Annotated in this window: 29 protein-coding genes and 1 tRNA gene; 11 read left to right on the top strand and 19 right to left on the bottom strand. The window is 64.8% G+C overall.

The genetic code is table 11. The features are described 5' to 3' along the window. The first annotated feature begins 116 nt into the window (after nt 1–116). From MFM001_RS03425 to MFM001_RS03415, 3 genes are all read left to right on the top strand, one after another. Nucleotides 117–202: transfer RNA gene (locus MFM001_RS03425), tRNA-Ser, on the top strand. 73 nt (nt 203–275) lie between these two features. Then, nucleotides 276–1,037, top strand: a complete 762-nt coding sequence (locus tag MFM001_RS03420) for a hypothetical protein (RefSeq protein WP_116373479.1) — start codon at nt 276–278, stop codon at nt 1,035–1,037. Nucleotides 1,038–1,075: 38 nt separating this feature from the next. Further along, nucleotides 1,076–2,137, top strand: coding sequence for a dihydrodipicolinate reductase (locus MFM001_RS03415; protein WP_116373477.1), 1,062 nt, complete (start codon nt 1,076–1,078; stop codon nt 2,135–2,137). On the opposite strand, the gene MFM001_RS03410 is transcribed toward MFM001_RS03415, so the two are convergent. Further along, nucleotides 2,134–2,466, bottom strand: coding sequence for a DUF732 domain-containing protein (locus tag MFM001_RS03410; RefSeq protein ID WP_116373475.1), 333 nt, complete (start codon nt 2,464–2,466; stop codon nt 2,134–2,136). The genes MFM001_RS03415 and MFM001_RS03410 overlap by 4 nt on opposite strands. Before the next feature lie 185 nt (nt 2,467–2,651). On the opposite strand from MFM001_RS03410, the gene MFM001_RS03405 reads away from it, so the two are divergent. The 3 genes from MFM001_RS03405 to MFM001_RS03395 are packed head-to-tail and all read left to right on the top strand — an operon-like array spanning nt 2,652 to nt 6,712. Further along, complete coding sequence (locus tag MFM001_RS03405; protein WP_116373474.1) at nt 2,652–3,080, top strand: MmpS family transport accessory protein; 429 nt, start codon at nt 2,652–2,654, stop codon at nt 3,078–3,080. After that, nucleotides 3,077–5,989, top strand: coding sequence for an RND family transporter (locus MFM001_RS03400; RefSeq protein ID WP_304481763.1), 2,913 nt, complete (start codon nt 3,077–3,079; stop codon nt 5,987–5,989). The genes MFM001_RS03405 and MFM001_RS03400 overlap by 4 nt, the downstream gene beginning before the upstream one ends. A gap of 39 nt (nt 5,990–6,028) precedes the next feature. Then, the gene (locus MFM001_RS03395) at nt 6,029–6,712 is read left to right on the top strand and encodes a TetR family transcriptional regulator (RefSeq protein WP_116373472.1); all 684 of its coding nucleotides are present in this window, start codon (nt 6,029–6,031) and stop codon (nt 6,710–6,712) included. Nucleotides 6,713–6,722: 10 nt separating this feature from the next. Here the strand turns inward: MFM001_RS03395 and MFM001_RS03390 are convergent, their stop codons facing one another. After that, complete coding sequence (locus tag MFM001_RS03390) at nt 6,723–7,175, bottom strand: DUF5078 domain-containing protein (RefSeq protein ID WP_116373636.1); 453 nt, start codon at nt 7,173–7,175, stop codon at nt 6,723–6,725. A 112-nt stretch (nt 7,176–7,287) separates the two neighbouring features. Here MFM001_RS03390 and MFM001_RS03385 point away from each other — a divergent pair, with 112 nt between their 5' ends. Then, nucleotides 7,288–7,914 (top strand): cutinase family protein, encoded by a 627-nt coding sequence (locus MFM001_RS03385; RefSeq protein WP_116373470.1) that lies wholly within the window; start codon nt 7,288–7,290, stop codon nt 7,912–7,914. Here the strand turns inward: MFM001_RS03385 and MFM001_RS03380 are convergent. Further along, nucleotides 7,911–11,084 carry an AAA family ATPase gene (locus tag MFM001_RS03380; RefSeq protein WP_116373468.1) on the bottom strand — a complete coding sequence of 1,058 codons (3,174 nt, stop codon included), beginning with the start codon at nt 11,082–11,084 and terminating at the stop codon, nt 7,911–7,913. The genes MFM001_RS03385 and MFM001_RS03380 overlap by 4 nt on opposite strands. 160 nt (nt 11,085–11,244) lie before the next feature. Between MFM001_RS03380 and MFM001_RS03375 the strand changes: the two genes are divergently transcribed. Beyond that, nucleotides 11,245–12,099 (top strand): phytanoyl-CoA dioxygenase family protein, encoded by an 855-nt coding sequence (locus MFM001_RS03375; protein ID WP_116373466.1) that lies wholly within the window; start codon nt 11,245–11,247, stop codon nt 12,097–12,099. A 172-nt stretch (nt 12,100–12,271) separates the two neighbouring features. Further along, the gene (locus tag MFM001_RS03370) at nt 12,272–12,586 is read left to right on the top strand and encodes a hypothetical protein (RefSeq protein ID WP_116373464.1); all 315 of its coding nucleotides are present in this window, start codon (nt 12,272–12,274) and stop codon (nt 12,584–12,586) included. Here MFM001_RS03370 and MFM001_RS03365 read toward each other — a convergent pair. From MFM001_RS03365 to ligD, 15 genes are all read right to left on the bottom strand, one after another. Then, nucleotides 12,583–14,805, bottom strand: coding sequence for a hypothetical protein (locus MFM001_RS03365; RefSeq protein ID WP_116373462.1), 2,223 nt, complete (start codon nt 14,803–14,805; stop codon nt 12,583–12,585). The two genes, MFM001_RS03370 and MFM001_RS03365, sit on opposite strands and share 4 nt — an antisense overlap. 198 nt (nt 14,806–15,003) lie before the next feature. Then, entirely contained in the window at nt 15,004–15,165 is a 162-nt protein-coding gene (locus tag MFM001_RS24450) for a hypothetical protein (protein WP_160117990.1), read from the bottom strand. Nucleotides 15,166–15,265: 100 nt separating this feature from the next. Next, nucleotides 15,266–15,616: a hypothetical protein gene (locus MFM001_RS24305; RefSeq protein WP_142760669.1), complete on the bottom strand. Its 351-nt coding sequence runs from the start codon at nt 15,614–15,616 to the stop codon at nt 15,266–15,268. After that, nucleotides 15,616–17,004, bottom strand: a complete 1,389-nt coding sequence (locus tag MFM001_RS03355; protein ID WP_116373457.1) for a phage major capsid protein — start codon at nt 17,002–17,004, stop codon at nt 15,616–15,618. The genes MFM001_RS24305 and MFM001_RS03355 overlap by 1 nt, the downstream gene beginning before the upstream one ends. Nucleotides 17,005–17,153: 149 nt before the next feature. Further along, nucleotides 17,154–17,489: a hypothetical protein gene (locus MFM001_RS03350; protein ID WP_116373455.1), complete on the bottom strand. Its 336-nt coding sequence runs from the start codon at nt 17,487–17,489 to the stop codon at nt 17,154–17,156. Further along, complete coding sequence (locus tag MFM001_RS03345) at nt 17,486–17,872, bottom strand: hypothetical protein (RefSeq protein WP_116373453.1); 387 nt, start codon at nt 17,870–17,872, stop codon at nt 17,486–17,488. The genes MFM001_RS03350 and MFM001_RS03345 overlap by 4 nt, the downstream gene beginning before the upstream one ends. Continuing rightward, complete coding sequence (locus MFM001_RS03340; RefSeq protein WP_116373451.1) at nt 17,869–18,237, bottom strand: P27 family phage terminase small subunit; 369 nt, start codon at nt 18,235–18,237, stop codon at nt 17,869–17,871. The genes MFM001_RS03345 and MFM001_RS03340 overlap by 4 nt, the downstream gene beginning before the upstream one ends. A 307-nt stretch (nt 18,238–18,544) precedes the next feature. Next, entirely contained in the window at nt 18,545–18,733 is a 189-nt protein-coding gene (locus tag MFM001_RS24300; protein ID WP_142760668.1) for a hypothetical protein, read from the bottom strand. Further along, nucleotides 18,730–18,924 carry a hypothetical protein gene (locus MFM001_RS03335; RefSeq protein ID WP_116373449.1) on the bottom strand — a complete coding sequence of 65 codons (195 nt, stop codon included), beginning with the start codon at nt 18,922–18,924 and terminating at the stop codon, nt 18,730–18,732. Before MFM001_RS03335 ends, MFM001_RS24300 begins: the two co-directional genes overlap by 4 nt. After that, a complete protein-coding gene (locus tag MFM001_RS24445; protein ID WP_160117989.1) occupies nt 18,921–19,061 on the bottom strand; it encodes a hypothetical protein in 141 nt (46 codons plus the stop codon). Before MFM001_RS24445 ends, MFM001_RS03335 begins: the two co-directional genes overlap by 4 nt. 93 nt (nt 19,062–19,154) lie before the next feature. Continuing rightward, nucleotides 19,155–19,739, bottom strand: coding sequence for a hypothetical protein (locus MFM001_RS03330; protein WP_238158869.1), 585 nt, complete (start codon nt 19,737–19,739; stop codon nt 19,155–19,157). After that, a complete protein-coding gene (locus MFM001_RS03325) occupies nt 19,736–20,050 on the bottom strand; it encodes a DUF2742 domain-containing protein (protein WP_116373445.1) in 315 nt (104 codons plus the stop codon). Before MFM001_RS03325 ends, MFM001_RS03330 begins: the two co-directional genes overlap by 4 nt. 593 nt (nt 20,051–20,643) lie before the next feature. Next, the gene (locus MFM001_RS03315) at nt 20,644–21,042 is read right to left on the bottom strand and encodes a hypothetical protein (protein ID WP_116373443.1); all 399 of its coding nucleotides are present in this window, start codon (nt 21,040–21,042) and stop codon (nt 20,644–20,646) included. A gap of 2 nt (nt 21,043–21,044) precedes the next feature. Continuing rightward, nucleotides 21,045–21,947: a tyrosine-type recombinase/integrase gene (locus tag MFM001_RS03310; protein WP_116373441.1), complete on the bottom strand. Its 903-nt coding sequence runs from the start codon at nt 21,945–21,947 to the stop codon at nt 21,045–21,047. A gap of 49 nt (nt 21,948–21,996) precedes the next feature. Then, nucleotides 21,997–23,037, bottom strand: a complete 1,041-nt coding sequence (gene ligD / locus MFM001_RS03305) for a non-homologous end-joining DNA ligase (protein WP_116373439.1) — start codon at nt 23,035–23,037, stop codon at nt 21,997–21,999. A gap of 24 nt (nt 23,038–23,061) precedes the next feature. Here ligD and MFM001_RS03300 point away from each other — a divergent pair, with 24 nt between their 5' ends. After that, nucleotides 23,062–24,132 (top strand): ATP-dependent DNA ligase, encoded by a 1,071-nt coding sequence (locus MFM001_RS03300; protein WP_116373437.1) that lies wholly within the window; start codon nt 23,062–23,064, stop codon nt 24,130–24,132. Here MFM001_RS03300 and MFM001_RS03295 read toward each other — a convergent pair. Beyond that, nucleotides 24,118–25,077 carry a nitronate monooxygenase family protein gene (locus MFM001_RS03295; protein ID WP_116373435.1) on the bottom strand — a complete coding sequence of 320 codons (960 nt, stop codon included), beginning with the start codon at nt 25,075–25,077 and terminating at the stop codon, nt 24,118–24,120. The two genes, MFM001_RS03300 and MFM001_RS03295, sit on opposite strands and share 15 nt — an antisense overlap. Before the next feature lie 38 nt (nt 25,078–25,115). Between MFM001_RS03295 and MFM001_RS03290 the strand changes: the two genes are divergently transcribed. Next, nucleotides 25,116–25,484: a hypothetical protein gene (locus MFM001_RS03290; protein ID WP_116373434.1), complete on the top strand. Its 369-nt coding sequence runs from the start codon at nt 25,116–25,118 to the stop codon at nt 25,482–25,484. Nucleotides 25,485–25,528: the final 44 nt, after the last annotated feature.

The following is a 25,528-nucleotide window of genomic DNA, read 5'->3' as shown; positions in this document are numbered from 1 at the left end:
AGTCCCGGCTGCGGCGTAGTACCTGGGTTCTGCCAACCCGCCTCGGCGGTGATGATTGCCCGTCTCCTCCTCGGGTCGTAGACGACCCGCATCGTCACCGGGCTAACATGGCCGACGGAGGATTCGCCTAGTGGCCTATGGCGCTCGCCTGGAACGCGGGTTGGGTTAATAGCCCTCGCGGGTTCAAATCCCGCATCCTCCGCACTCGGTCCGCGGCGCGACCAGGCACGATAGGTCGCAGTCTGGTCGCCCCGGGCCACAGCTTGAGGAGGGGTATGGGCCGCACGGCCGCTACGCTCTGGCACGCGTCGTTCTCGATTGCTGCGTTTGTCCTCTACTTCTTCTTCGTGTTGCCGCGCTGGCCCGAGCTGATGGGCGACACCTCGCACGCACTCGGCACGACGCTGCGCATCGTCACCGGGGTAGTGATCGCTCTGGCCGCATTGCCGGTGGTTTTCACGCTGTTGCGGACCCGCAAGCCCGAGTACGGCACTCCGCAGCTGGCGTTGAACCTGCGCACCGGGTCGATCGTGGCTCACGTGGCAGCGGGCGTGCTGATCGTCGGCACCGCGATCAGTGAGATCTGGTTGAGCCTCGACAACGTCGGGCAATGGTTGTTCGGGATCTACGGCGCCGCCGCGGCCATCGCCGTGCTGGGCATCGCCGCGTTCTACCTGTCGTTCGTCGCCGAGTTGCCGCCGCCACCGCCCAAACCGATCAAGCCCAAGAAGCAGAGACGACGCCTGCGCCGCAAGAAGAAGGAAGAACCTGCGGCCGAGGCGGACGCCGAAGAGACCGAAGAGACCGAGGCCGAAGAGACCGAAGAGACCGAGGAAGAGTCGGCGGAGGCCACGGCAGAAGCCGGCGAACCCGAGTCGACGGCCGAGGAACCCGAGTCCGCCGCCGAGGAGCTACCGGAAGCCGACGACACCGTCGCCGCCGAGAAGCCGCGGGGCGGATTGCGCAACCGCCGCCCGAGCGGCAAGTCGAGCCGGCGCCGGCGCTCGCGCGGCGGGGTCGCCGTCGAAGATAAGTAGGGCTATCAAACTCGACCGCGCTTCCATATGCTGAGCGAGTGCCAAACACCTATCGGGTCGTGCAGTGGACGACGGGCAATGTCGGTAAGAGCTCGGTTGCGGCCATCGCCGCCAACCCCATGTTCGAGCTCGTCGGGTGTTACGCCTGGTCCAACGACAAGGTGGGCCGCGACGTCGGCGAGCTGTGCGGCATCGCGCCGCTGGGCGTCGCCGCCACCAATGACGTCGACGAGCTGCTTGCGCTGAAACCTGACTGCGTCGTCTACAACCCGATGTGGGTCGACGTCGACGAGCTGGCGCGCATCCTGTCGGCGGGCATCAACGTCGTCGCAACGGCGTCGTTCATCACCGGGCACAACCTGGGCGCCGGCCGCGAGCGCATCGCGGAGGCATGCCGGCAAGGCGGTTCGACGATCTTCGGCTCGGGGGTCAGCCCCGGCTTCGCCGAGTTGCTGGCCATGGTGTCGGCGATGGTGTGCGACCGGGTCGACAAGATCACCGTCAACGAGGCCGCCGACACCACCTTCTACGACTCACCGGCCACCGAGCTACCGGTCGGCTTCGGCAAACCGATCGACCATCCGGACCTGCCGGCGATGACCGCGCAGGGCACGGCGGTGTTCGGCGAGGCGGTCCGCCTGGTCGCCGATGCGCTCGGCGTCGAACTCGACGACGTGCGCTGCCAAGCCGAATTCGCCCAGACCACAGCGGATCTCGACCTCGGCTCGTGGACCATCGCGGCCGGTTGTGTGGCCGGGGTCTACGCGAGCTGGCAAGGCGTGGTCGGCGACAAAACCGTCGTCGAACTCAATGTCCGGTGGCGCAAGGGCCAGACGCTCGAGCCGGACTGGAAGATCGACCAGGACGGCTGGGTGATCCAAGTCGACGGGCGGCCCAGCGTCAAAACCACCGTGAGCTTTTTGCCGCCACCAGATTTCCAGGCCGAGACGATCGCGGATTTCATGACGCTCGGACACATCATGACCGCGATGCCCACCATCAACGCGATCCCTGCTGTGGTGGCGGCGGCGCCGGGCATCGCTACCTACAACGACCTACCGCTGACGCTGCCTCGCGGCGCGACAATCCCGGCGTCCTAGGTTCCCGGAATGTTCTGCAGCTTGGGCGCGAGATCGGGGCAGTAGAAGCTGATGGCGGAGCCGAGGAATTGGTACGTCTGCACCTGAGTGGTGCCCCGCGGCAGATTGTGGGAAAGGAATCGGGCGGATGCGGCAGCGTCGGGGTCCACGCCGTCGCCCAATCGCCGGCAGGCGATCTTGGCGATATAGGGGTTGTAGTCGTGCGGGCCGTAAATGCCGTAGCTGTTGATCTGGTAATTGAAGTCCGTGTCGGGGTCGGCATGTGCCGGCGCAGCCAGGCCGATCGCAACGGCGACGGCGGCGACTGGGGCGAGCCTCGCTACCTTCATGGGCTGGATGCTACCGCTCAACAGCCGACCGCGTTCGGCCTCTGCGCCACCAATTCGAGAGTTCCACCAGCGCATCGAGTCGCCTCCCTACCCGGTTTTTCTGTATCGCAACTTCCGATTAGAGTAGCTAAGGTTACACACAGGCTAATTAGTTGTCGCTCTTCGCTCCCGTAACGAGGTTATCGATGTATCGGCTTCTCAAACGCACTTGGCTGCCGCTGGTGGTCGTGGCGGTTGTCGCTGTCGGTGTCTTCGCGGTGTATCGGGTTCACGGTTACTTCGGTGCGGGCAATGCGGGCGGCAATTCCGTCAAGTACGAAGACACCAAGCCGTTCAACCCCAAAGTGGTGATCTACGAGATCTGGGGCCAGAACGGGGCCATGGCCGACATCAATTACCTGGACCTCAATGCCACACCGCAGCGCGTGGACGGTGCGTCGCTGCCGTGGACGCTGAAGTTGTCGACAACCGACCCCGCGGTGAGCCCCAACATCGTGGCTCAGGGCGACGGCGACACGATCGGCTGCCGCATCAGCGTCGACGGCGTCGTTAAAGACGAAAGGATCTCCAACGGCGTGAACGCCCAGACCTTCTGCCTGGTGAAATCCGGATGAGCACCTACCCCCCGAGCGACGCACCCACCGACGTCATGCCGGTGCCCGTCCAGGCGGTGCGCGAGCGGCTGCCGCGCTGGATTCGCCGACTGGCAGTACCGATCATCATCGCCTGGGTGGCGGTCACCGTCATCCTGAATGTCGTTGTGCCGCAACTGGATGTGGTCGGCCAGATGCGCACGGTGTCGATGAGCCCGAAAGACGCGCCGTCGATGATCGCGATGAAGCGCGTCGGTCAGGTGTTCCACGAATTCAAGTCCGACAGCTCGGCCATGATCGTGCTGGAGGGCGACCAACCGCTCGGAGACGCGGCGCACAACTACTACAACGACCTGATCAAGAAGTTCCGGGCGGACACCAAACACGTCGAGAACGTCCAGGACTTCTGGAGTGACCCGCTGACCGCGGCGGGATCTCAGAGTCCCGACGGCAAAGCCGCCTATGTCCAGGTTTATCTCGCCGGTAACCAAGGTGAGAGTCTGGCCAACGAGTCCGTCGAGTCAGTCCAGGACATTCTCAAGAACAACCCGCCACCGCCTGGCATACACGTCTATGCGACGGGAGCGGCTCCGCTGCTGGCCGATCAGCACCTCGCCGGCGACCGCAGCCTGAAGCTCATCACCGGGCTCACCTTCCTGGTGATCATCGTGATGCTGCTGTTCGTCTACCGGTCGGTCATCACGGTGGTGCTGGTGATGACGATGGTCTTCCTGGAGTTGGCCGCAGCCCGCGGCGTGGTGGCATTTTTGGGCTACCACAACATCATTGGGCTTTCGACGTTCGCGGTGAACCTTTTGGTGATGCTGGCCATCGCCGCTGCGACCGACTATGCGATCTTCTTGTTCGGCCGCTATCAGGAGGCCCGCACCAACGGCGAGGATCGCGAGTCCGCGTTCTACACGATGTACCGCGGTACAGGTCACGTGATCCTGGGCTCTGGTCTGACGATCGCCGGCGCAACCTTCTGCCTGCGCTTCACCCGGCTGCCCTACTTCCAGACCCTCGGTGTTCCGTTGGCGATCGGCATGCTCGTCGTGGTGTTTGCCGCGCTGACTCTGGGCGCGGCCGTTGTCGCGGTGGCAAGTCACTTCGGCTTGTTGGAGCCCAAGCGTGCGATGCGGATTCGCGGATGGCGAAAGATCGGCGCGGCGGTGGTGCGCTGGCCGGGACCCGTCCTGGCCGCCACGGTGGCGATCGCGCTCGTCGGGCTGATCACGCTGCCGAGCTATCGACCGGGCTACGACAACCGCAATTACATGCCGTCCGACATCCCGGCAAATGTGGGATATGCCGCCGCGGACCGGCACTTCTCACAGGCCCGGATGAACCCGGAATTGCTGCTCATCGAAACCGACCACGATATGCGTAATCCGGCGGATTTCCTGGTGATCGACAAAGTGGCCAAGGCAGTCTTCCGGACGTCCGGCATTGGGCGGGTACAGGCCATTACCCGGCCGCAGGGCACCCCGATCAATCACACGACCATCCCGTTCATGATCAGCATGCAGGGCACCACCCAGCAACTGAACATGAAATACATGTTGGATCGCATGGACGACATGCTGGTGCAGGCCGCCGAGATGCAAAAGACCATCGACAACATGGAAAAGATGCTCGACATCACCAGGCAGATGGCGGACACCACGCACAGCATGGTCGGCAAGATGCACGAAATGGAAGGCCACATCCAGGATTTGCGTCAGCACATGGCGGATTTCGAAGACATGTGGCGGCCTATCCGCAGCTACTTCTACTGGGAGAAGCACTGCTTCGACATCCCGATCTGCTGGTCTCTGCGATCGGTTTTCGATGCGCTCGACGGCGTCGACATCATGACCGACGACATCCAGAACCTGATGCCCGACATGGATCGGCTGGATACGTTGATGCCGCAGATGCTCACGATCATGCCGCCGATGATCGCCACGATGCAGACCATGAAGACCATGATGCTGACCATGCAGCAAACCATGGGCGGGCTGCAGCATCAGATGCAGGCGATGATGGACAACCAGTCGGCGATGGGGCATGCGTTCGACGACGCCAAGAACGACGACTCGTTCTACCTGCCGCCGGAGGCCTTCGACAACCCTGATTTCAAGCGCGGCCTGAAGATGTTCCTGTCGCCGGATGGCCGTGCGGTCCGGATGATCATCTCGCACGAGGGCGATCCCGCGTCGCCCGAAGGCATTTCGCACGTCGACCCGATCAAACATGCTGTGCACGAGGCCATCAAGGGCACCCCGTTGGAGGGCTCCAAGGTCTACCTGGGTGGCACCGCAGCGATCTACAAAGACATGTCCACAGGCTCGATGTGGGACCTGCTGATCGCCGGAATCGCTTCGCTGTGCCTGATTTTCATCGTGATGCTGGTGATCACGCGAAGCATCATCGGTGCTGCCGTCATCGTCGGCACCGTGCTGCTGTCGCTGGGCAGCGCCTTCGGATTGTCGGTGTTGATCTGGCAACACATCGTCGGGCTCGACGTGCACTGGATGGTGCTCGCGATGTCGGTCATCATCCTGCTGGCGGTCGGTTCGGACTACAACCTGCTATTGGTGGCGCGGTTCAAAGAAGAAATCCACGCCGGGCTGAAGACCGGCATCATCCGGTCGATGGGCGGCAGCGGCTCCGTCGTCACGTCGGCGGGGCTGGTGTTCGCGTTCACGATGATGGCGATGGTGGTCAGCGACTTGCGCGTCATCGGACAAGTCGGGACGACGATCGGGCTGGGTCTGCTGTTCGACACGCTGATCGTGCGGTCGTTCATGACGCCGGCAATCGCGGCGCTGCTCGGCCGCTGGTTCTGGTGGCCGCAGAAGGTGCGCCGGCGACCGGCCAGTGGGTTACTCCGGCCGTACCCGCCTCGGCCCGTGGTGCGCGAGTTGCTGACGAGCGATTCACGCTGACCTAACTAGTTTTGCCGGTTTGCCAGAAAATCACATGGCGTGCGTTATCCTCTGCCGGTGGCGCAATTAACTTTTCAGCGCGCCCGGACGGAAGAGAAGAAACGCCAGCGCGCGGACGCGCTCGTGGAAGCCGCGCGCTCGCTGGCGTTGGAAGTCGGGGTCGCGTCGGTGACGCTCACCGAGATTGCCAATCGCGCCGGCATTCATTACTCCGCGGTGCGTCGCTACTTCACCTCGCACAAGGAGGTCCTGCTGCACCTGGCCGCCGAAGGCTGGGTTCGGTGGTCGGACAGCGTGTGCGACGGGCTGCGGCAGCCGGGTCCGATGTCGCCATCGCGAGTCGCCGAGACGTTGGCCAACGGATTGGCGGCCGACCCGCTGTTCTGCGATCTGCTGGCCAACCTGCACCTGCATCTCGAGCATGAAGTGGATCTCGACCGGGTGATCGAGGTCAGGCAGATCAGCACCGCCGCGATAACGTCGCTCGCGGATGCAATAGAGCAGGCATTGCCGACCTTGGGACGCTCGGGTGCCCTTGACGTCCTGCTTGCCGCGTACTCGCTGGCGGCGCCGCTGTGGCAGATCGCCCATCCGCCGGAGGGGCTCCGGGAGGCCTACACCGAGGAAGCGGATGTCCCGCCGGACTGGAACATCGACTTCGCGTCGTCGCTGACGCGCTTGCTCACTGCGACGTGTCTCGGGCTAATCGCCCAATCGGATTAACAGCGCCCGCTTACCAGTCCCACACCGACATGTCACCGGGCGGGTACTCCGCGCAGTGGTCGGTTTCCTTGGCGACGACGCCCTTGTTGTTGAAGAAGATCTTGAAGTTGTTGACCCAGTTGATGGTCATCGGGTCGCGGACGCCGGGCTCGTAGAGGTGCTCCGAGTATTCCCTGCGCTCCGCGGGCGACAACGAGAAGAACCAGTGTGCCTTGTCTTGCACGGCCTGGTGGAAATTCTCGTGGTTGTGGTAGTCGTTCATGTACCGCTCGTAATACACGGGCGCGTAATCCCTTGCCGCGGCAAGGAGTTGCTCGGCGGTGCAGGTGGTGTTGATCATCCGCCGCGGGATCGGGTAGTCCTCGGTGGAATCGGCGCGGGCGGTGCCGGCGAACGCCGTGGCCGCGGCGCCCAGGGCAAGGGCTGCAACACCGGCGCGGACACCAGGGCTAAGGCGAGACAGACGCATGCGGCTACTATAACGCTCTTGTCACGGCCATGGTTAGTCGTTCTTACGATTAATATCCGGGGCCCATCCGCGGCGACGATCAGCGGCGATATGTGAGCATTTAGCAATGAGAGTCACTCGCATCCTCGCGGCCGTGGTGGCGATGACGGGGTGGACCGCCGCCTTCGGCATTCCGTCCGCTTCTGCCGACCCGCCCTGCCCCGACGTCGACGTGGTGTTCGCTCGCGGCACCGGCGAACCCCCTGGGCCCGGCGGGGTCGGTCAGGCGTTTGTCGACTCGCTCAGCTCGCATCTGCCCGGGCGGTCCGTCGCGCTGTACCCAGTCAACTATCCGGCGACCCCCAACTACGCCGAGAGCGCGGCGGTAGGCGCCGACGATGCGAGCGCTCACGTCCGCGACATGGTGGGCGCCTGCCCGAACACCAAGACGGTGCTCGGCGGATATTCGCAGGGCGCCGGCGTCGCCACTTCGGCCACCGGAATGCTGCCGCCTCCGACGGCCGACCATGTGGCCGCGGTTGTCCTTTTCGGCCGCCCGGCCAGCACATACGCAAGCAACTCGTGGGGCGGCCCGCTACCGGTGATCAGCCCCGCCTACCAGCCGAAGACGATGGACTTCTGCGTTCCCGACGATTCCATCTGCTCGGAGGGCAACAACCCCATCGCGCACGTGTCCTACGTGGGGTCGGACCTCATCGATCAGGCAGCGGTATTCGCTGCGGAGCGGCTCTAGGGCATCGCTTCAGCCCAGGCGCGATGCCCGTCGTACTCAAGCGTTCTCGCCATGTCGCGGTAGCGATCCCTGAATTGCGCATAGGTCGCTGCATCGCCGCGAGCCCGCGCCAGTAGCGCGCGCAGCCGCAGCAGCCAGATGTCGCGTGCAGCCAGAGCGTCGTCGGTCGGAGCCGCCGCCAACTGCTCGATCGCGGCCTGGGCCTCGGCCACGTCGCCGTCGCCCTCGCGATCGAGCAATGTTTCCACCAGGACACCCGTCACCGGAATGCCCCATCCCAACAGCCGTCCCTGGCGGACCAGATCGTCGACGGCGGCGCGGATCAGCGGGATGGCGCCATCGCGATCGCCACGCCTCGCTCTCTCACGCCCCGAGTACGCATTGACCAGCGATAGCTCGAACAGATTGTGCCCCTCGCGTACCATCACCTCGCTGACCTCAGCCAGGAGCTTCTCTCCCCGGTCACGATCGGTAGCCGTTGGGCGGTGCGTCAGCGTAAGGCCCAGCGTCATCTGAGCAAAGGACAACGCAAGATCGTCACCGGATCGCTCGGTAATTCGTAGGGCGTCCTCGGTGTCGCGCACCGCCCGATCATCGGTCGACACCACCCCGAAAGATATCCCGGGCAAGTACGCGTAGGTGACGACCGTGGCGTAGGACATGGGGTCGGCACTGCGGGCCATGGCAAGGCCCTGTTGCAAGCTGCCGCGCCACCCGGGACGACCCAGCGAATACTGCGACATGGCCCGGGACGCGAAGGCGAGCGCTAGCGGAGAACCGAAAATGAAGTTGCCCATCGACGGGTCACCATCGGCAAGGTCGATGACCGCCTGTGACCACCGCAGCCCGTCACCCCACTCGCCGCAGTTCATCTTGGCGTAGATCACCGGCAACGATAGCCCCACCGTCAGGGTTGGATCGGCGAGCGACTCGACGAGGGTCCAGGCTTCGGATGCCAGCTGCGACGCCTCGCGCGCTCGGGCCTTGTACGCGTGATCCATCACCAGCCCTGACATTCCGATGGCCAGCGACGCTTTGTCGCCGGCGGCGGCGCACAACTCCCTCAATTCGTCGAAGCGGGCACCGGCAACGTCCATATGGACCCGCCACGCGATCCCGCACAGCATGGTGCGCGGAGCAATGCACATGGCTGCTCGGCCTGGGTCATCGGCGGGTACCGCGTCAGCGATCTTTGCGGCACGCTCCCAACTCAGTCGCGCGGCGGCGATGTCGCGGTTGGTTGCCCACGTTGCGGCGCGCATGTGCCAGCCGAAGGCGGCATGCAGATCACCGGCGGCCTCGAGATGTTCGGCGATCAGCGCCGCGTTCTGGTCGGCCGACTCGGGTTCGCGGGCTTCGATCGCTGTGGCCAGCTGCCGGTGCCACCGGGCGCGGTCGGATTTGAGTTGTGCTTCGTAGGCCACGGCGCGAATCAGCGGATGCCGAAACGCGTACTCGGCGTGTGGCGTCAACCGCACTTGGTCGACGAACTCGACGGTGATCAGTTCCTCGACGCAGGGGTCGATTCCCACGCTCGCCAGCAGATCGGAGCTGAAACGAGACCCGATGACCGCTGCGGCGGCAAGTGTGTGTTTGGCCGCCGGGTCCAACCGATCGATGCGGGCCGCGATGGTCGCTTGCAACGTCGCCGGCACACCGATCTCGGCGGCATCGGTGCGGCAGGTATAGCCGCCGCGCTCACCCACCAGCACGCCGCGTTCGGCGAGCTCCCGGGTGATCTCCTCGGCGAAGAACGGGTTACCGGCGGCACGCCCGGTAATGAGCGCACCGATCTCACCAACTGACTGATCGGGACCCAACAGTTCAGCAACCAGCGTGGAGATTTCCGAATCGCTCAGTGGTGCAAGAACAATCGTCTGTGAGCCGGCAACGCGCTGCAGAGCGCCGTGGTATTCAGGCCGATAGGTGATGAGCACCATCGAATGGGTCTGTTGGATCACCGCCAGAAAGTCCGCGAGCATGGATTCGCTGACTTCGTCGATCCAGTGCACGTCCTCGATGACAAAGACCGCCGGTTCTGCGCGGCCGAGCTGAGCGGAGTTGATCAGCGCGGTTATCCGCCGCCGCCGCGCGTCGGGGTCGATCTTCGGCAGCTCCACATCGGTGTCGGCGATACCTAGTAGGTCATCAAGCAGCAGCATGTCTTCCGGATCCGCTTCCCGGAACCGTGCCCGCACTCGTGCCCGCGCGGTTTGATCATCCAGACCGCTGACCTGCCATACGGCGCGCAGCAGGCGCGCTACCGCATGGAATGGGACATCGGTGGCGTGCGATTCACAAAAGGTGGAAAACACCTCGACGCCGCGGCGTTGGGCAAGATGCACTCCTTCCGCGGCGAGGCGGGTCTTGCCGATGCCGGCAGGACCGACTACTCCAACTACAGACCCCTGCCCACCAATCGAGCGATCCAGCACCGCCGCCAATGTGCCCAATTCCAACTCACGGCCCACCAACGTCGAGGCCGACAGACCGGTTCGTCGGCCATGTGGGGCCATGCCCTGCAGCCGCCGCGCCGGCACCGCATCGTCGGCGCCCTTGATATGTACCAACTCCTCTTCGCCCAGCACTGCCGCGCCCTCGACCAGTCCCGCCGTGGATTGGCTGAGCATCACCCCACCCGGCGGGGCGATCGACTCCATCCGCTGGGCCATTCCCACCTGTTCGCCGATCGCGGTGTAACCCAAGGCGCCCGAACCGATCTCACCGGCAATCACCTGGCCGGAATTGAGGCCCACCCGGAGCCGCAAGGCGATGCCGTCGTGCGCTTCGACCTCGGCGGCCAGTTTGGCTGTCGCTGCTTGAATATCCAACGCAGCCAAGCAGGCACGAACTGCGTGGTCCTCCAACGCAGCCGGCGCTCCGAACACCGCCATGATCCCGTCGCCGGTGAACTTGTCCACGGTGCCGCGGTAGCGCTGCACCACTGCCGCGCAGCGCTCGACCAATTCGACCATGATTTCGCGCAGCCGCTCGGCGCCCACCGCCGCCGCGATATCCATCGAATGCACGACATCGGCAAACAGCACTGTCACCTGCTTGTACTCGGCGTGCGTGTCGGCTTCGGCAACCGGTGAGCCACACCCGTGACAGAACCGGGCCTTCTCAAGGATTTCGGCGCCGCAGGCGCGGCACGCCGTCAAGGCCGTCATCCGACGCTCCGTCAATCCCAGAGTTTCCGGGTTCTCCCAGGATAAGGCGCTATCCGGCTGACGACCCCGTTGTTCGTCGACTTGGCGTCAGGGGTGTGGATTGGGCCGAACTGGGCTTACTGTGTGGTCATAGCGGGAGGACGAGCGCAGGTGGACCTCAATGAACACTGACGACGAGTCCGTCACCACGCTGGAGGACCTTCGGGGCGATCTGGCGCAGCGGTACAAGTGGACGCCCACCGGCGGGAGCTCGGTGGATCCCGCGGTCGTCGACGCCGACTGGGCGGCCCTTGAGCGCGACGGCTACATCATCTGGGAGAACCTGCTCAGTCCCGAAGAATGTCGGCAGATCCGTGACGTGGTAAGTCCCTGGCTGGGCCACACCGGGCGCAACACGTTCGAGGGCCGGCGCACCCAGCGCATCTACAGCGTGCTCAGCCGGACGAGGGTGTGCGACCGGCTTGTCGATCATCCGCGGGTGCTGGCGGTGCTCGACCGGTTGCTGATGCCCAACTACCTGCTTTCGGCGTTGCAGGCCATCAATATTCAGCCCGGCGAATCCGCGCAACTGCTCCATCACGACGACGGGTTCTACCCGGTTCCGCGGCCACGGGCACCGCTGGCTGCCGCAACGATATGGGCCATCGACGACTTCACCGCCGACAACGGCGCCACCGTGCTGGTCCCCGGCAGCCACCGCTGGGGCAAGCGCCGGCCCGGCCCCGACGACCCTGTCGTACCCGTCGTCATGCCGGCCGGCTCGTGCGTCTTCTTCGTCGGCACCCTGTGGCATGGCGGCGGCGCCAACACGACCACCCGCGACCGCCTTGCCGTCACCGCCCAGTACTGCCAGCCGTGGCTGCGGCCGATGGAGGCCTACCTGCTCTCGGTCCCGCGCGAGATCGCCCGGACGGTTTCCGACGACATTCGCCGCATGCTCGGCTACAGCATCCACCCGCCGTTCATCGGCGCCGTCGACGGCCTGCACCCGCTGCGGGTGTTAGACGAGCCCTAGGTGCGCTTGCGATCCGTGTCCTTGCTCGGCTGAACCCTTTTCGGTTCGCCCGGCATCTTCGGGGTGCCGAACCGTTAAACGCTGTGCTGACCAGCGCGTTTGCAGGTGGGGCGCGAGCATTGGCTGGATGGTTATCGGGCGAATATTCGCCCCGACACGAAAGGTTGCAGCCATGACCAACAACACAATCCACTTCGACGTCCCGCTCCCTGCCGGCGCCGTGAAGGTTTGGGACTGGGAGCTACCGCACCGCACCGGCTGGGCTGAGCCGTCGCGGGGTTTTTCCGGTAGCCGCCGCGTGATCGACGGTGAGCGCGACACCATCCAGATCAACGTCGACGGCATCCAGTGGTCGAGCGGGCGTTGCGAGCGCGAAATTCGGGTGTACATCCACACCGACGCCGAACCGCTGACCCCGGCGCGTGCCCGCCAGCTGGCCCGCGAGCTGATCGCCGTGGCGGACGAGTGTGACGAGCTGACGCCCTAGGCGATCATCGGGCTCATGTAGCTGGTCATGTTGGCCGCGCTGGTGGGACCGCCCTGGCGGCCGCCCCCTGCGGGTTGGTTGTTGACGTTCACATGTAGCGGGTCTTGCTTTGTGCCAGCTGGCCCAGCCGAGCCGCCCTGACCGCTCTGGCCCTTGGCCTGGTTCTCATCGCCCCCGCCGAGGCCCGCGCCGAGCTTGGACTCATCGCCTTCGCCCTGCTGCTTCTTGGGCGGCTGGGCGGTCCCGGCGATGTTCGGTAGTCCGAACTGTGAGCCGACCATGCCGCCGAGCAGCTTGCCGATCCAGCCGGACTGTCCCGGCCCTCCGACGCTGGGAGCGCCCATCTGGCCGCCCGAGAGCCACAATGTTTCCAGCGGTGCCATCGCTGCCGTGGCCGCCATCTGGCCGCCCTTCTGCACGGCGAGGTTCAGCTCCTGGAAGGCCAGCTGCGCGGCCATCGAGCCACCGCCGAAGGAAAACGCCCCGGCCGCCATCGAGGCCGCCTGCTCGGCCATCCCGATCAGGCCGCCGCCGGTCAGGCCGAAGCCGGAACCGGAGCCGAGCTGGGTGGGCTGCTGCTGGCCGTAGGTGTTGGTGGGGTTGATGTTGGGCAGCGTGCCGATGGGCAGCGAACCACCGCCGGGAGCGCCGGGAAGACCGCCGCCGGGTGCGACCGGACCGCCGGGGAACGGCGGAATGGTCGGACCGCCGGGGCCGAAACCGGCTGCCGATGCGGAGAAGCCGCCGCCGGTACCGCCGCCTGTGCGGTTGCCCATCGGTAGATACATGTGATGGTCGAACTGCGGGCTGGACGCCCCGGCCGCGCCCGCGCCCATCAGGAACGCGCCGTGCGAGCCGCCCGATTCGGCGTTGATGCCGCCCGGCAGCGTTGCCGCGGTGTGACCCGCGTTGCCGCCGCCGTGGTCATACCAGCCGATGCTCAGGTCGTTCGGACCGCCGATGCCCTCACGGAAACCCATCTGCGCCAGGCGCGGACCCTCGTTGACGGTGGTGAACCGCTGGCCGGGGCCGAGGTCGCCGAAACCCGCGGCGACACTGGCGATGCGGCTGACCATGCCTGAGCAGTCATTGCGCAACGCCTGCGAATACGGCGTGCCGGAAAGGGACTGCGCGAAGGCGTACAGGCTCGATATGGACGCACCGGCGCCGGGTAAGTCCTGCGGACCGCTCACCGAGGGAATCGACGGGGTGGTGTAGTCGACGAAGGTGGCGGCGTGCGTGCCGCCCAGGCCGGGCGGGATGGTGGTCGCGGCCGACGTGTGGGCACCGCCGCCAGTGTCGGGCGGGGCGATATTCGGAACGCCGGGAGGCAAAGCGGCGCCAGGCATTCCCGGCGCGCCGCCAGCGATGGGCGGCAGCATCGACGGGAGTCCGGTGCCTCCCCCTGCTGGGTTAGGCGGGGCAGCCGGATGCGGCGCAGCGCCCGGCGCCGGCGCACCGCCGCCATGATGGAACAGATCGTTGTAGCCGCGCTCAGCGCGTGAGCCGACAGACGGCCCCAGGATTGTCGTCCACCAGTCCTGCGGCTTCTTGCCGGTGGCTTTGTCGATCTGATCTTTCACGCTTGATGTCGGCCAGGTCTGCGCCATCGTCCCCAGGAGTGCCGCCAGAGGTCCGGCCGCGTCCGAAATCATCGCGAACGCCCCCGCGATACCGGGCGCGTCCTTTTCAAAGTCTCCGAATAGCGTTGTGACGTCCTTGATTTCACCCTTGAGGGTGCCGAAGGTGTCGAGCAGGGTCTTGGATTTATCGGCGGTCTGCTGAAGCGCGGGCGGCAACTTCACACCTAAAGCGTTCGCTAAGTCGTTGGCCCCCTTGAGCACATCGCCGTGTAGTGCTTTCGCCAGGCTGTCCACGGCCTTGTTGGTCTTGTCCAAGTACCCTGAGATGCTGTCGCCGAAGCCACGCACACTGTCCAGGTCCGCGCCGAACGCATCGCCGATCCCGGCGACGACATCGGTAACCCCCTTGGCCTGCGAACCGATCTTGTCCAGCGCTGCGCCGAGACCGCCGCGATCCAGTGTGCGAGCCATATTGCTGGCCCAGCGCTCCGCGCCCTGCTCCAATGAGTCGAACGCGCCCCGGCCTACATCTTTGAGGCTGTCACCGATTGAGTGGCTCGCGTCGCGGAACTTATCGCGCAACTTGTCGACGGAGCGCTCCGTCTCGCCTTCGACCAATCTGGGTGAAATATCCACCCAAATCGTTGAGTCATCTTCTGCCACAGGCGATTACCTCTCGGTCAAGTTTTGGGTGCGGCCGGGCTGGCGGGTGAAAGGGCGCGGGACTGATGAAACCGCATAAAGAACCGCCAACCCGGCCGCGGTGGGTTGCGCTGGTGCAGGCGCAACCCTTCGTGCCGCGAGGGTAAGAGAAACCCAGCACGGCAACGTGTTTCACGCGACGAAGAAGTACGACACGGTCGCGGTGCCGGAGCCGACTACCGCATACACTGCGTCGTCCTCAGCGCCGGTCAACGGAACCTCTACCAGTGTGGTCGCCGGGATCGGCAGACCCGTTGTGCTGGTTACAGCCGACCCACCGATAAACGCTGCCACGCTGGAATACACGAGTGCTCTGCTGATCGGCGCGGGGCCGCTTGTGAACAACTTCGTCGGTGTAGTGCCAACCGACACCTGGCCGGTACTTATCGCCATTTCATTTTCTCACTTTCGTTACCCACCCGGCGGCAAGCCAAGCGGCAGTAGTTTCGTCGTTCGGGACAGATATCTTGTCCCCACCCGTATACGGGACGCCCTGATGCACAACCCGGTAGGGCTTGTTGACGCGCACCCGGATTGGGGCGGCTGCCCGTTTAGCTTCCGCATCGGCGAGAGCGGCAGCCGCCGACGTCGCGGGCGCGGGCTCCGGCGTAGCGCCGCCCAGGAAAGTGACCGGCGGATCGTCGTATTCCTTGATTGTCCGCGACGGCCGGGGATAATCCGCGGGAACCGGAGTTGCCCTGTAAAGGTAATCCGGGTCCTGCGGGTCTAATTCCGGTGTCGTCATCACACGAACGGAAGGTTCTCGATGACGTTGATCGCACCCGGACGCGGCGTGGACAGAGATATACGAGATTCGATAACCCACCGCCACGTGTTGTTCGTCAAGCCGGTGTACGGATCGAAAATGATCAGCATATTCAGCCTGGTCCAATACACTGCGGCACCGCCGCGGATCGACAGCATCACGCCGACGCCGTTAGCTATCTGCGTCGTCTGAACGACCGGGACTCCGAACAGCGACAGATTGCCGCCCTCATTGCCTTGCGGCCAAATCCCGCCCAGTGATGGGTTCGTGGTCGCCTGAGCAGCGGCGTCCCCATTCCAGGTCAGATTCCCCGCTGGCCCCTGCAGCATGTCCAAGACATAGCGGCCGGTGTCGTCCTTGGTCGTCAACAGCGCAGTAACCGTTGCCGGGGAAAGGATCAGCAGGTCCGGTGGACTGTAGGCCGCCGTGCTGCTACGTAACGCCTGCGCGGCATACGCGATTGCGTCGAGACCGTTCGTGCCGGTGGCATCCTGGGTCAAAGTTCCCGAAACCCCTAACAGGCCGGTAAACGCCGCCCCCGTCGGGCCGCCCGGTGCGCCCGCATTCAGGATGTAGTTGTTTTCCTGGTTGATAAGCGACCGCTGCAACTCGGCCTGCATCCAGCCACCCAATTCCGGGTAGTCCATATTGAATTCCATAGAGACAGATGCCTGGCCGGCCAATTTTTGAGGCAACACCTTGTTCTCGGTGAACGTCATCCCCAGGTCCGGTTTGCTGCCCAACTCGGCGACACCGTTCGCCTCCGCAGCGTTGGAGGTGTGCTGCAACCAATACGAGCTGGGTCCGTCCATAGCGGCAGCCGGCAAATACGAGGCAATCCGCGTCGGCTCATACGGCAGCGAAATAAACCGGTTCGGCATCATAATGCCGGGCAGCGGCCCGTTTACCAACGCCGACTCGGCCGTCGCCGACTTCGTGTGAATGTACGACCCGAAACCGAAATTCCGGGCATCCACCTCAAGCGTGAGCGGACGTTTCGTCTCCATCGCAACGCGCAGCTCTTTCTGCTGCGCAGCGTCAAGGAGACCACCACCAGAGGGCTGGAAAGCCTTCGTCGACGAGTCGAACGATCCGCCGTTGCGCAGATGCTCAAGCGCGACGTCCTGGTTGGCCATGAACCGGCCGGCCTGGTCGTAGGCCTTCAACGCCGTGGCGATTTCGCCCGACTCGTGCTCGGCCTTGTCGAGGTAACCCTTGTACTCGGCCGCGGTAATCCGGCCGCCTTCGAGATCCGCCGTTTTCACCGCGATCTCATCTTTCAATTCCTGCGCGCGATGGCGCAGCATATGCTGATTCATCAAAACCTCTTGGGTAAGAATTGGGAACGAAGAAACCAGCCGGACCATTTGCAGCAGGTCAACAGCATTTTCTTCAATTTGTAAACCAGCGTTTTTGGCGGCGGTCCCGGCGGCGGTGCGGCGGCCGTAGCGGCGGCACAGCGGTCGAGGCGGCGGTCAAGCCCGATGGCTTATCCCCAAGCTTACACTGGTGTCATTCATTTCGGAATGGGTACCGGTGGCAATTCCCATAACACCTCGCAAAACTCCGCGTACGACGACCCACCGGTCCCCAGTGGGTCCGCCAGTAGGTTCTGGGTCGCGACCGCGGCCCGGTACCAAAGCGCGTTGTCGCTACTGATCGGCGCCGCATTCAGGCCACCACCAATCGGCACCGGGGTCGACGCTCCCTGTACCTTCTGCTTCACCTGCTCGGCCACATCACCGATTGCGGTCCTCATCCACGGCGGCGTCGGTTCTAGGCCGTAGTTGAAAATTCCCAGCATTCCTGTGCGCAGCATTTCGTTAATCCACTGCGGATCGCCTTGTTTCATTTTTCGTTTCCTTTCGGGTCGTAGGAACAGTGCATCCACCACGGATCGAGACCGCTGACCCGGTTGTTGGCCAGGTACACAGACGGGTCGCCGGGCAGGAACCCATCCGGGTCGACCTTGCCCAGCCCCAGCTGGGTCGCCAGGGTTTGCAATTGGTCGGTGAGTTCATCGAGCCGGTTACGGTCACCCGGGGTGGTGCTCTTGGTGTGCATGTCCCAGCGCAGCCGCTCCCACACGGCCGCGACACGGGCAAAGTTGAACACCACGTTCGGGTCCAGCGGCAGCTGACCGCGATGCGCGCGGACCTCCTTGCTGAAGATGCCCCAATCCCTGATCTGCGTGGCATATTCGTCGACGCTGCAGTAGTACTCGCGGCGGCTCACCGCAGCTCCTCCAGCAGCCGGTCCACCTCGGCGCCGAAACCGTCAGCCTGCACGGCCGGCAGCGCCAGCGGAATCGCCTTGGCGATCCGCAACAGGTCGGCCCGCGCCTGGGCCAACGGCGTCAAGGCGGGATTTCGCACTACCGTGTCCGAGCGGCCCGTCACCAGAAACCCCCGCTCGTCTACGTCGGCCTTCAGGCGCAGATACAAGGCGGTCGTCTCGGCGAACAGGCATAGCAAGTCGTGGTCGATGCTGTGCCAGCGGCCGTCGCGCCACAGCCGGGCGGCCTGGCGGTCCCACACCTCACGGGCCACGGGGTCCAATGACCGCGGAGGGTCAACGGCTTGTTTGCTGGGTTTGCTCATTTGCTGCTCCGTTCTCTTGAGCGTGTCGAATAGTGGATGTTGTCAATAGCCAGATTTAAATACGCAACGGTGCGCGCGGAAACGCGCAGTTGGGCAGGGTCGCGGCTGAGGCCCTCCCTAGAGATAAATATGCCCCCTACCTGCGGTTTTAGGGAATTCGTGCATGGTCGGACCTCTGACCTGCGGTGATATCGAGAGGGTCGATGGTCGATCAGCGCCATTTCATGATCACTTCCGCCGTTGTGTCTAATAAGGACCATCCGCGTGGAGGGTTCGCTGCGGCTTGCTGGAGTTTGCTGGCTCATGATCACTTCTGGCCCGATTCGTTCATGATCACTGCTGCCGCCGATTTGTCCGCGGTCACTTCCGGCCGTGCCTCGCGGATGATGCGGGGCTCCGGGCCGAACTGCATTCGCCGCGCGCTATGGCGTTGGGCGCGCGCTACGGCATTGCGGATGTGCGCGGAGCGACGTCGGCCGTGGCTATGGCGACTCATGCGGCCACCGCTTCGCCGAACACGACATCGACGAGCTGGTCGACATAGCGCAGGTGCCGCCCGTGAGTGTGGTCGTGCAGGATCACGCGCAGCCGGCCATTCTTGCAGCGGTAGGGCGTCAGGACGCGGCCGTGGTGGTGGTTGTATTGCGTGGTGCCGTGGCGGCTGCGTTGCGGCACTTGCCAGCTCACTTCTGCTCAGCCACCTTCCGCTGCCAGGCTTTTAGCTCGCGCTGCTGCCTGAGTCGCGCCACCTTGGTCGGTTTGCGCGGCTCGACGTCCAGGCGCGCGACGGCCGGGACGATCCTGGGCGGTTTGGGTTCGGTCATTGCTTTTCCTTCGCGGTAGGAGCCACCGACGGCAAAAGGGACACAGAAAGCCGCGGCGGCAGCGACACGCGGCCTGGACGTAGTTGGCGAAACTCATGCGCCCGCCCAGTCATCGAGAGGGAAACCATCGGCATCGACGATCGGCGGTTCGTAAGCGGCGCCGGCAGCGAAGTACTCGGCGCACTCGCGCTCGTATGCGGTGTCGGGAACGTCGTCGTTTTCGACGCTGCCGCTTACGTAGTTGGTCCCCTTTTCTTCCTTGCCTTGCCTAGCCTGGCCTAGCCTGTGTAGTCCCCCGTCCTGTCCCGAGGGACAGTCCCGGGGAGCGTCCCCGGGGACAGTCCTTTGAGCAGCGCGCTTGCGCGCCTTCTTCTCTCGGTCGCGTGCGCGTACTCGGTCGAGCGCTTCCAACTCCGAGCGCGTTGTCTGAGTGGTGGCAAAGTCAACGATCAGCCAGTGCGTGTCGTGATACGTCCACAGGCCGCTATCGACAAACGTCGGCACCGAATCGGGGTCGAATCCCGGAATCGCGCACAGATCCCCTGGCTCAACAGTTCCATCGGTGCGGTTGGACACAGACCATGTGAGCGCCTGGACGAACGATCGGTACTCGCTGTCCCTCAGCCGCTGCAATCGACGATCACACAGCCACCGGTCGGGGAATCTGGCGTCAGTCACGATGCCTCCCGGCGCGGGATATAGGCCACGCCACGGCCCCGACGGATCTCCTGCGCGACGGCCGGCCAGTCCGCGGCGGCGGCAACCGCTTTCGACGCCTGGGCACGGGCCTGCTGGGCGGTCTCCACCCGCAGCGCGTGATGCTGGGCGAAGTCGAGCAGAGCGGCCCACTTCTCGCGCGAGTCATCAGGCAGCAGGCACCACGCGGGCGTCCCGGCCATCGGGTACGCCTCGGCGGTTTCGAGATACTTCTGCACCCATTCGTGCACGGCCCACCATGAAACCTGCTGCGAGGCAATGGCGGCGCTCATCTCGCGGCCTTACGGTGCTCGGCCAGAATCTCGCGGCCATCGGCCATACCCTGACACCACCAGCAGCCGCCCAACACATGCTCAACACGCGCTTGCCGATGCCGACGGTATTGGTCGACGGCACGGCGTACCCGCAGTTGTCTGCCGACTGCGGTAGTGTGAGCGGTGGTGATGCCGGGTGTGGGCTCGTGTGGCGCGGGCCCGCCCCACACTTCTTTAGGTGGTCCCTTCCGTGGATCGGTCATGCGGCATCACCACCGCGGCGACGGCGTGCGCGAGCAGATTTCAGGGCCAGGCGAGCGAAATACGCCTTGCGCAGAGACTCGGCGCGCTGGGGATCGCCGCCAGCTTCGGCGAGGAACTTGTTCTCAAAAGCGCTGCGCGCGTTCGCAGTTCGAGCTGCACGGTCTTGGGTGTTCCCCCAAGACGTATGGGCGGCCAGTTGACCGCGCAATGATTTTTCGGCCGGAGTAATAGCCAACTTCCCACCTCAGGGCATGAGGATTGCGCCGCCTTGTGGGGCGACACTGAGAAGCTGGCGCGAGATTCGCGCGGCTACGGGATACGGAGCCCGCTCGTAGTCCTTGACGCTATCACAAGCGCTGTGCAAATTTGCGTAACTGCGCGACACTGAGCGTCGCTGGTGTCAATTCATCCTTAAGTACAGCGCCCGAGGCATCTACGAGGCCCGAGGCGAAGGCGACTCGCTCGAGTACCGACTCGACTTTCTGCCACTTCAGCGTCAAACCCGGCAGTTGCAAGTATTTTTGGCCATCGACGGTTTGCGTCGGCAAACCTGCTAGACGTCCGTTGACCGTGGGCGCGGAATCCTCAGCGGCTAGCCATTTCTCGCTCATCGGCTTCGCTGTGGCGGCCCACGCTTCGGTGTACTCCGGCCGCATCTGATTATCAACGTGGGTCTGTTTGCAGAACATGCAGACGGTGCGACCCTTCTCGTCGACCACCTTGACCCGAATCGCCAGAGAGCCCATTCTCACACCCGGTCCCCTCGTTTCAGCCGCCGAGCTGCCTCGCGCGCCCGCTGGTCTGCAGCGCTCGCGCCGTAACGCTCCAGCATGGTGTCCGAGCGCCAGCCCATAAGCCGCTTCAGGTCGCGCTCCTGACCGCCCGCGAGGAGGAAGTCGTGAGCGTTGGTGTGGCGGAAGCGGTGCGGGTGAACCTTGGCCGGATCCAGGCCGGCCATCTCGGCGCGGACCTTCAGCCTTTCCCGCACCCCATCGGGGGTGAATCGGCCGCGCTCGCCCAGGAATAGCGCGGGGCTGCTCGCGTGACGATGGTTGCGCCGCTCCCGAAGGTACCTATCGAGCGCGAGGGCCGTCCTGTCGCCGAAGTACGCCGACCGGATTCGTGAGCCCTTCCCGATGACCTGCACAGTTTCGGCGTCCAGGTCGAGATGATCGAGGTTGATACCGGTGACCTCTGACACCCGGAGACCACAGTCGAGCAGCAGCCGGATAACCGCCTCGTCGCGTCGGTCTTTGAAGCTCTTGCCCTTGCACGCGCCCACCAGCGCGGCCAACTCATCGTCGGTGAACACGGGAACCGGCGGCGGCTCGGGCCTGTCCACCTCGATCCCGGCCAGCGGGTCTTGGTCGATGATGCCTTCGGTCAGCAGCCAGTTGGTGAAGCGGCGCAGGCCGCGCCAGCGGGTGCGGATCGTTCCGGCGCTCAGGCTCCGCTCGCGCAGCGCGTCAAGCCAGCGCAGCACGTTGCCACGAGTCAGGCTGGATAGGTCCGCGGGCTGTCCTCGAGCGGCAAGCCACGCACTGAAGTAGGTCAGCGATTGCCCGTAGAGGACCAACGTGCGGTCGGCCTTGCCTTCCACGCGCAGCGAGCGATTGAAGCTGCCTCGCAGCGTTTCGAGAGACTCAGCCATTTGCCTAGGTTATCAGGCGAGTAAGCGTTATGCTCTGTAAGCGCAATGCTCAGTCCCGGTTGTTTCTCCTGCTTAGATCGGCATTTCGTGACGCCTGAACCCTTTTCGGCTCGCCCGGCATCTTCGGGTAGTTCGGCGGGTAGGGCATATCGCCGAGGCCGCGCTCCTCGTCGGCGGCGACCATATCCAGCAGCGGGGTGATCGACTGCTTGGCCGAATCGATGTCCGCCCACGGATCATCGCGTCCCGCAACGAAATTCGGCACTGTCGCAATCGTGTAGTCGTCGGGATCGGCGTCGGCGAGCTCCGCCCATGTCAGCGGCGTGGACACCGTCGCGATCGGTGTCTTGCGCGCCGAGTAGGCCGAGGCGAAGGTGCGGTCGCGCGCGTTCTGGTTGAAGTCGATGAATACCCGCCTGCCGCGTTCCTCTTTCCACCACGACGTCGTGACCGCGTCGGGTGCGCGCCGCTCCACCTCACGCGCCAGCGCGATCCCCGCCCGGCGTACGGCGATGAAGTCCCATTCCGTCGCGATCCGCAGGAACACATGCACGCCACGTCCGCCGGAGGTTTTCGGGTAGCCGACCAGGCCGAGCTCGTCGAGCACCGGCTTGAGCACATCGATCGCGATGGCGCTGGCCTCCCGGAAACCGGTGCCCGGCTGCGGATCCAGGTCGACACGCAGCTCGTCGGGGTGTTCGGTGTCCGGGCAGCGCACCTGCCATGGATGCAGCGTGATCGTGCCCATCTGAGCGGCCCACACGATCGACGACGGATGGGTCACCTTCAGCGCGTCGGCGGTCCGTCCCGACGGGAAGGTGACGCGGCAGGTCTGCAGATAATCGGGATGATGCTGCGGAATCCGCTTCTGGTAGATCTCCTCGCCGTCGATGCCGTCGGGAAACCGCTGTAAATGGGTTGGCCGGTCGCGCAACGCGGACAGCATCGGTCCGCGCGCCACCGCCAGGTAGTACTCGACGAGCTTGCGTTTGGTACCAGCCGAGCCGAGCTTTGGGTAGTACACCTTGTCCGGGTTGGTCAGCCGGACCGTGACCCCGTCGACGTCGAGTTCCTCTGCTGCCGCAGCCATACCTGATTCCAGCACAATGAGTCCATGGACCTGCCTGTCATGCCGCCGGTTTCGCCGATGCTGGCCAAACCGGTCGCGTCGATCCCGCCCGACGCGTCCTACGAGCCCAAGTGGGACGGGTTCAGGTCGATATGCTTCCGCGACCGCGACGACGTCGAACTCGGCAGCCGCAACGAGCGGCCGATGACCCGCTACTTCCCCGAACTCGTCGCAGCGATCAAAGCCGAGCTGCCCGAGCAGTGTGTGATCGACGGGGAGATCATCATCGCCACCGACCACGGCTTGGATTTCGAGGCGCTGCAACAGCGCATCCACCCGGCCGATTCGCGGGTGCGGATGCTCGCCGAGAAGACGCCGGCTTCGTTCATCGCGTTCGACTTGCTGGCTCTCGGCGACGACGACTACACCGGGCGGCCGTTCGAGGAGCGTCGCGCCGCACTCGTCGACGCGTTAGCCGACTCCGGTCCCTCCATTCACCTGACACCGGCGACCACCGATCTGGCGACGGCCCAACGCTGGTTCGACGAATTCGAGGGCGCCGGTCTCGACGGGCTCATTGCCAAGCCGCTGAGCCTCACCTATCAACCAGACAAACGGGTGATGTTCAAGGTCAAACACGAACGCACCGCCGACTGCGTGGTGGCCGGCTATCGCGTACACAAGTCCGGCGGCGACGCAATCGGCTCGCTGCTGCTGGGCCTCTACAAGGACGACGGCACCCTCGCTTCCGTCGGCGTCATCGGCGCCTTCCCGATGGCCGAACGGCGGCGCTTGTTCACCGAATTGCAGCCGCTCGTCACCACATTCGACGGCCACCCGTGGAACTGGGCCGCCCACGAAGCAGGCCAGCGCACCCCACGCAAGAACGAGTACTCCCGCTGGAACGCCGGCAAGGACCTCTCCTTCGTACCGCTGAGGCCCGAGCGGGTGGTCGAGGTGCGGTACGACTACATGGAAGGCGAAAGATTCCGCCACACAGCGCAATTCAAGCGTTGGCGGCCCGACCGCGAGCCACGCTCGTGCACTTACGCTCAACTCGAGCGGCCGCTCACCTTCAGCCTGGGCGACATCGTGCCGGGCCTAGGTCGCGGCTGAACCCCGTGCCAGCGCAGCGGCGGCCTGCCGGGCCATGCCGGTAACCACGTTCGCGGCCGATACGGCGGCGTTGACCATGCCGACGGCCTGACCAACGGTGACGTTGGCGATCGTGTAGTCGTGCGCGGCGACGGCTCGCTGATACTCCTCGATGCGGGGCGTATCGACTTCGCCGTCCTCGAATCGGTCGGTCAAGCTGTTGCGGAGCACGCTCATCGTGTGCCCGTCCGGCCAGGGGTAGCGCCGCAATTGGTCGTAGATCGTGGTGCGGCAGGTGTCGTCGCCGGTCGCCGCGACAACACGGTCTCGAGCTTGCGGTGTCGAGAGCGCTTCGACGGTGGCATAAAAACGCGTGCCGACCAATACCCCGGCCGCGCCCAGCATCAACGCCGCGGCCAGGCCGCGGCCGTCGGCGATGCCTCCCGCGGCGAGTACCGGGGTGTCAGTTCCGCGGCTTGCGACCAGGTCGACGATTTCGGGTACCAGGGTCAGCGTGGAGCGCGGCCCGTAGCCGTGTCCGCCGGCTTCGCTGCCCTGGGCCACCAGCACGTCGGCGCCGACCTGCAGGGCTCGCTCGGCGTGCGCACGGTTTTGGATTTGGCAGATCAGCCGTGTGCCGGCCGACTTGATCCTGTCGGCAAAGGGAGCCGGATCACCGAACGACAGCATGACCGCGACCGGCTCGCGGTCCAAGGCGAGATCGAGCAGCTGCGGCTGCTGCGCCAGCGACCAGGTGATGAATCCGCAGCCGACTCGCGACCCGGTGGCCAGGTCGAACTGGCGGGCCAACCAATCCTTGTCCCCGTAGCCGCCGCCGATCAGGCCGAGCCCTCCCGCGCCGCTGACTGCACCGGCCAGCTCACCGCCGGCGACCGTATCCATCGGCGCGGACACGATCGGATAGTCGATGCCGAACATCTGGGTCAACGGCGTTGAGAGCGCCACAGTGTTTATCCTGCACCGTCATCGGGCACGCGACATACATGTCAGTGACAGCGTTCAAAGACCTGCCGTTGGCCGACCGTGACCGCAAATGGGACGGCGGCGCCGCCGAGAAGCGCGTCCGTAAATGGGCCGACGCGCAGGACAAACCGAATCAGAAATACCGCGACGCACACGTCTGGTACGACAGCGACAACAAAGACAACTTCACCGCGTACAAGCTACTGATCGCCGACGTGATCGGCGGCAAGCTCAAGGTGGTACCGCGCGGGGTGATGATCGCCGGCGCGATCATGGACGGCGCACGCGGCGGCATCGACCTGCCTAAGAGCGACATCGATCGGGTCAAGAGCCATCTGGCCAAGTACTACAAGAAGATGGACGAAACCCCGCCGTGGGAACGCAACTAACCGCGAGCGTCGAGCGGCCACTTATGACACGCGAATTTGCGAAA

The sequence above is a fragment of the Mycobacterium sp. MFM001 genome (assembly GCF_003402475.1).
Taxonomy (GTDB): domain Bacteria; phylum Actinomycetota; class Actinomycetes; order Mycobacteriales; family Mycobacteriaceae; genus Mycobacterium.
This window is presented reverse-complemented; position numbering and strand designations above follow the sequence as displayed.

What these genes read in the sequence shown, in the direction of transcription:
- MFM001_RS24445 (WP_160117989.1), bottom strand. Translation starts at nt 19,061, where the DNA reads ATGACCGAACCCAAACCGCCCAGGATCGTCCCGGCCGTCGCGCGCCTG.
- MFM001_RS03375 (WP_116373466.1), top strand. Translation starts at nt 11,245, where the DNA reads ATGAACACTGACGACGAGTCCGTCACCACGCTGGAGGACCTTCGGGGC.
- MFM001_RS03370 (WP_116373464.1), top strand. Translation starts at nt 12,272, where the DNA reads ATGACCAACAACACAATCCACTTCGACGTCCCGCTCCCTGCCGGCGCC.
- MFM001_RS03325 (WP_116373445.1), bottom strand. Translation starts at nt 20,050, where the DNA reads ATGAGCGCCGCCATTGCCTCGCAGCAGGTTTCATGGTGGGCCGTGCAC.
- MFM001_RS03380 (WP_116373468.1), bottom strand. Translation starts at nt 11,084, where the DNA reads ATGACGGCCTTGACGGCGTGCCGCGCCTGCGGCGCCGAAATCCTTGAG.
- MFM001_RS03310 (WP_116373441.1), bottom strand. Translation starts at nt 21,947, where the DNA reads ATGGCTGAGTCTCTCGAAACGCTGCGAGGCAGCTTCAATCGCTCGCTG.
- MFM001_RS03290 (WP_116373434.1), top strand. Translation starts at nt 25,116, where the DNA reads ATGTCAGTGACAGCGTTCAAAGACCTGCCGTTGGCCGACCGTGACCGC.
- MFM001_RS03350 (WP_116373455.1), bottom strand. Translation starts at nt 17,489, where the DNA reads ATGAAACAAGGCGATCCGCAGTGGATTAACGAAATGCTGCGCACAGGA.
- MFM001_RS03420 (WP_116373479.1), top strand. Translation starts at nt 276, where the DNA reads ATGGGCCGCACGGCCGCTACGCTCTGGCACGCGTCGTTCTCGATTGCT.
- MFM001_RS03410 (WP_116373475.1), bottom strand. Translation starts at nt 2,466, where the DNA reads ATGAAGGTAGCGAGGCTCGCCCCAGTCGCCGCCGTCGCCGTTGCGATC.
- MFM001_RS03405 (WP_116373474.1), top strand. Translation starts at nt 2,652, where the DNA reads ATGTATCGGCTTCTCAAACGCACTTGGCTGCCGCTGGTGGTCGTGGCG.
- MFM001_RS03340 (WP_116373451.1), bottom strand. Translation starts at nt 18,237, where the DNA reads ATGAGCAAACCCAGCAAACAAGCCGTTGACCCTCCGCGGTCATTGGAC.
- MFM001_RS03400 (WP_304481763.1), top strand. Translation starts at nt 3,077, where the DNA reads ATGAGCACCTACCCCCCGAGCGACGCACCCACCGACGTCATGCCGGTG.
- MFM001_RS03300 (WP_116373437.1), top strand. Translation starts at nt 23,062, where the DNA reads ATGGACCTGCCTGTCATGCCGCCGGTTTCGCCGATGCTGGCCAAACCG.
- MFM001_RS24305 (WP_142760669.1), bottom strand. Translation starts at nt 15,616, where the DNA reads ATGACGACACCGGAATTAGACCCGCAGGACCCGGATTACCTTTACAGG.
- MFM001_RS03315 (WP_116373443.1), bottom strand. Translation starts at nt 21,042, where the DNA reads ATGGGCTCTCTGGCGATTCGGGTCAAGGTGGTCGACGAGAAGGGTCGC.
- MFM001_RS24300 (WP_142760668.1), bottom strand. Translation starts at nt 18,733, where the DNA reads ATGAGTCGCCATAGCCACGGCCGACGTCGCTCCGCGCACATCCGCAAT.
- MFM001_RS03385 (WP_116373470.1), top strand. Translation starts at nt 7,288, where the DNA reads ATGAGAGTCACTCGCATCCTCGCGGCCGTGGTGGCGATGACGGGGTGG.
- ligD (WP_116373439.1), bottom strand. Translation starts at nt 23,037, where the DNA reads ATGGCTGCGGCAGCAGAGGAACTCGACGTCGACGGGGTCACGGTCCGG.
- MFM001_RS03355 (WP_116373457.1), bottom strand. Translation starts at nt 17,004, where the DNA reads ATGGTCCGGCTGGTTTCTTCGTTCCCAATTCTTACCCAAGAGGTTTTG.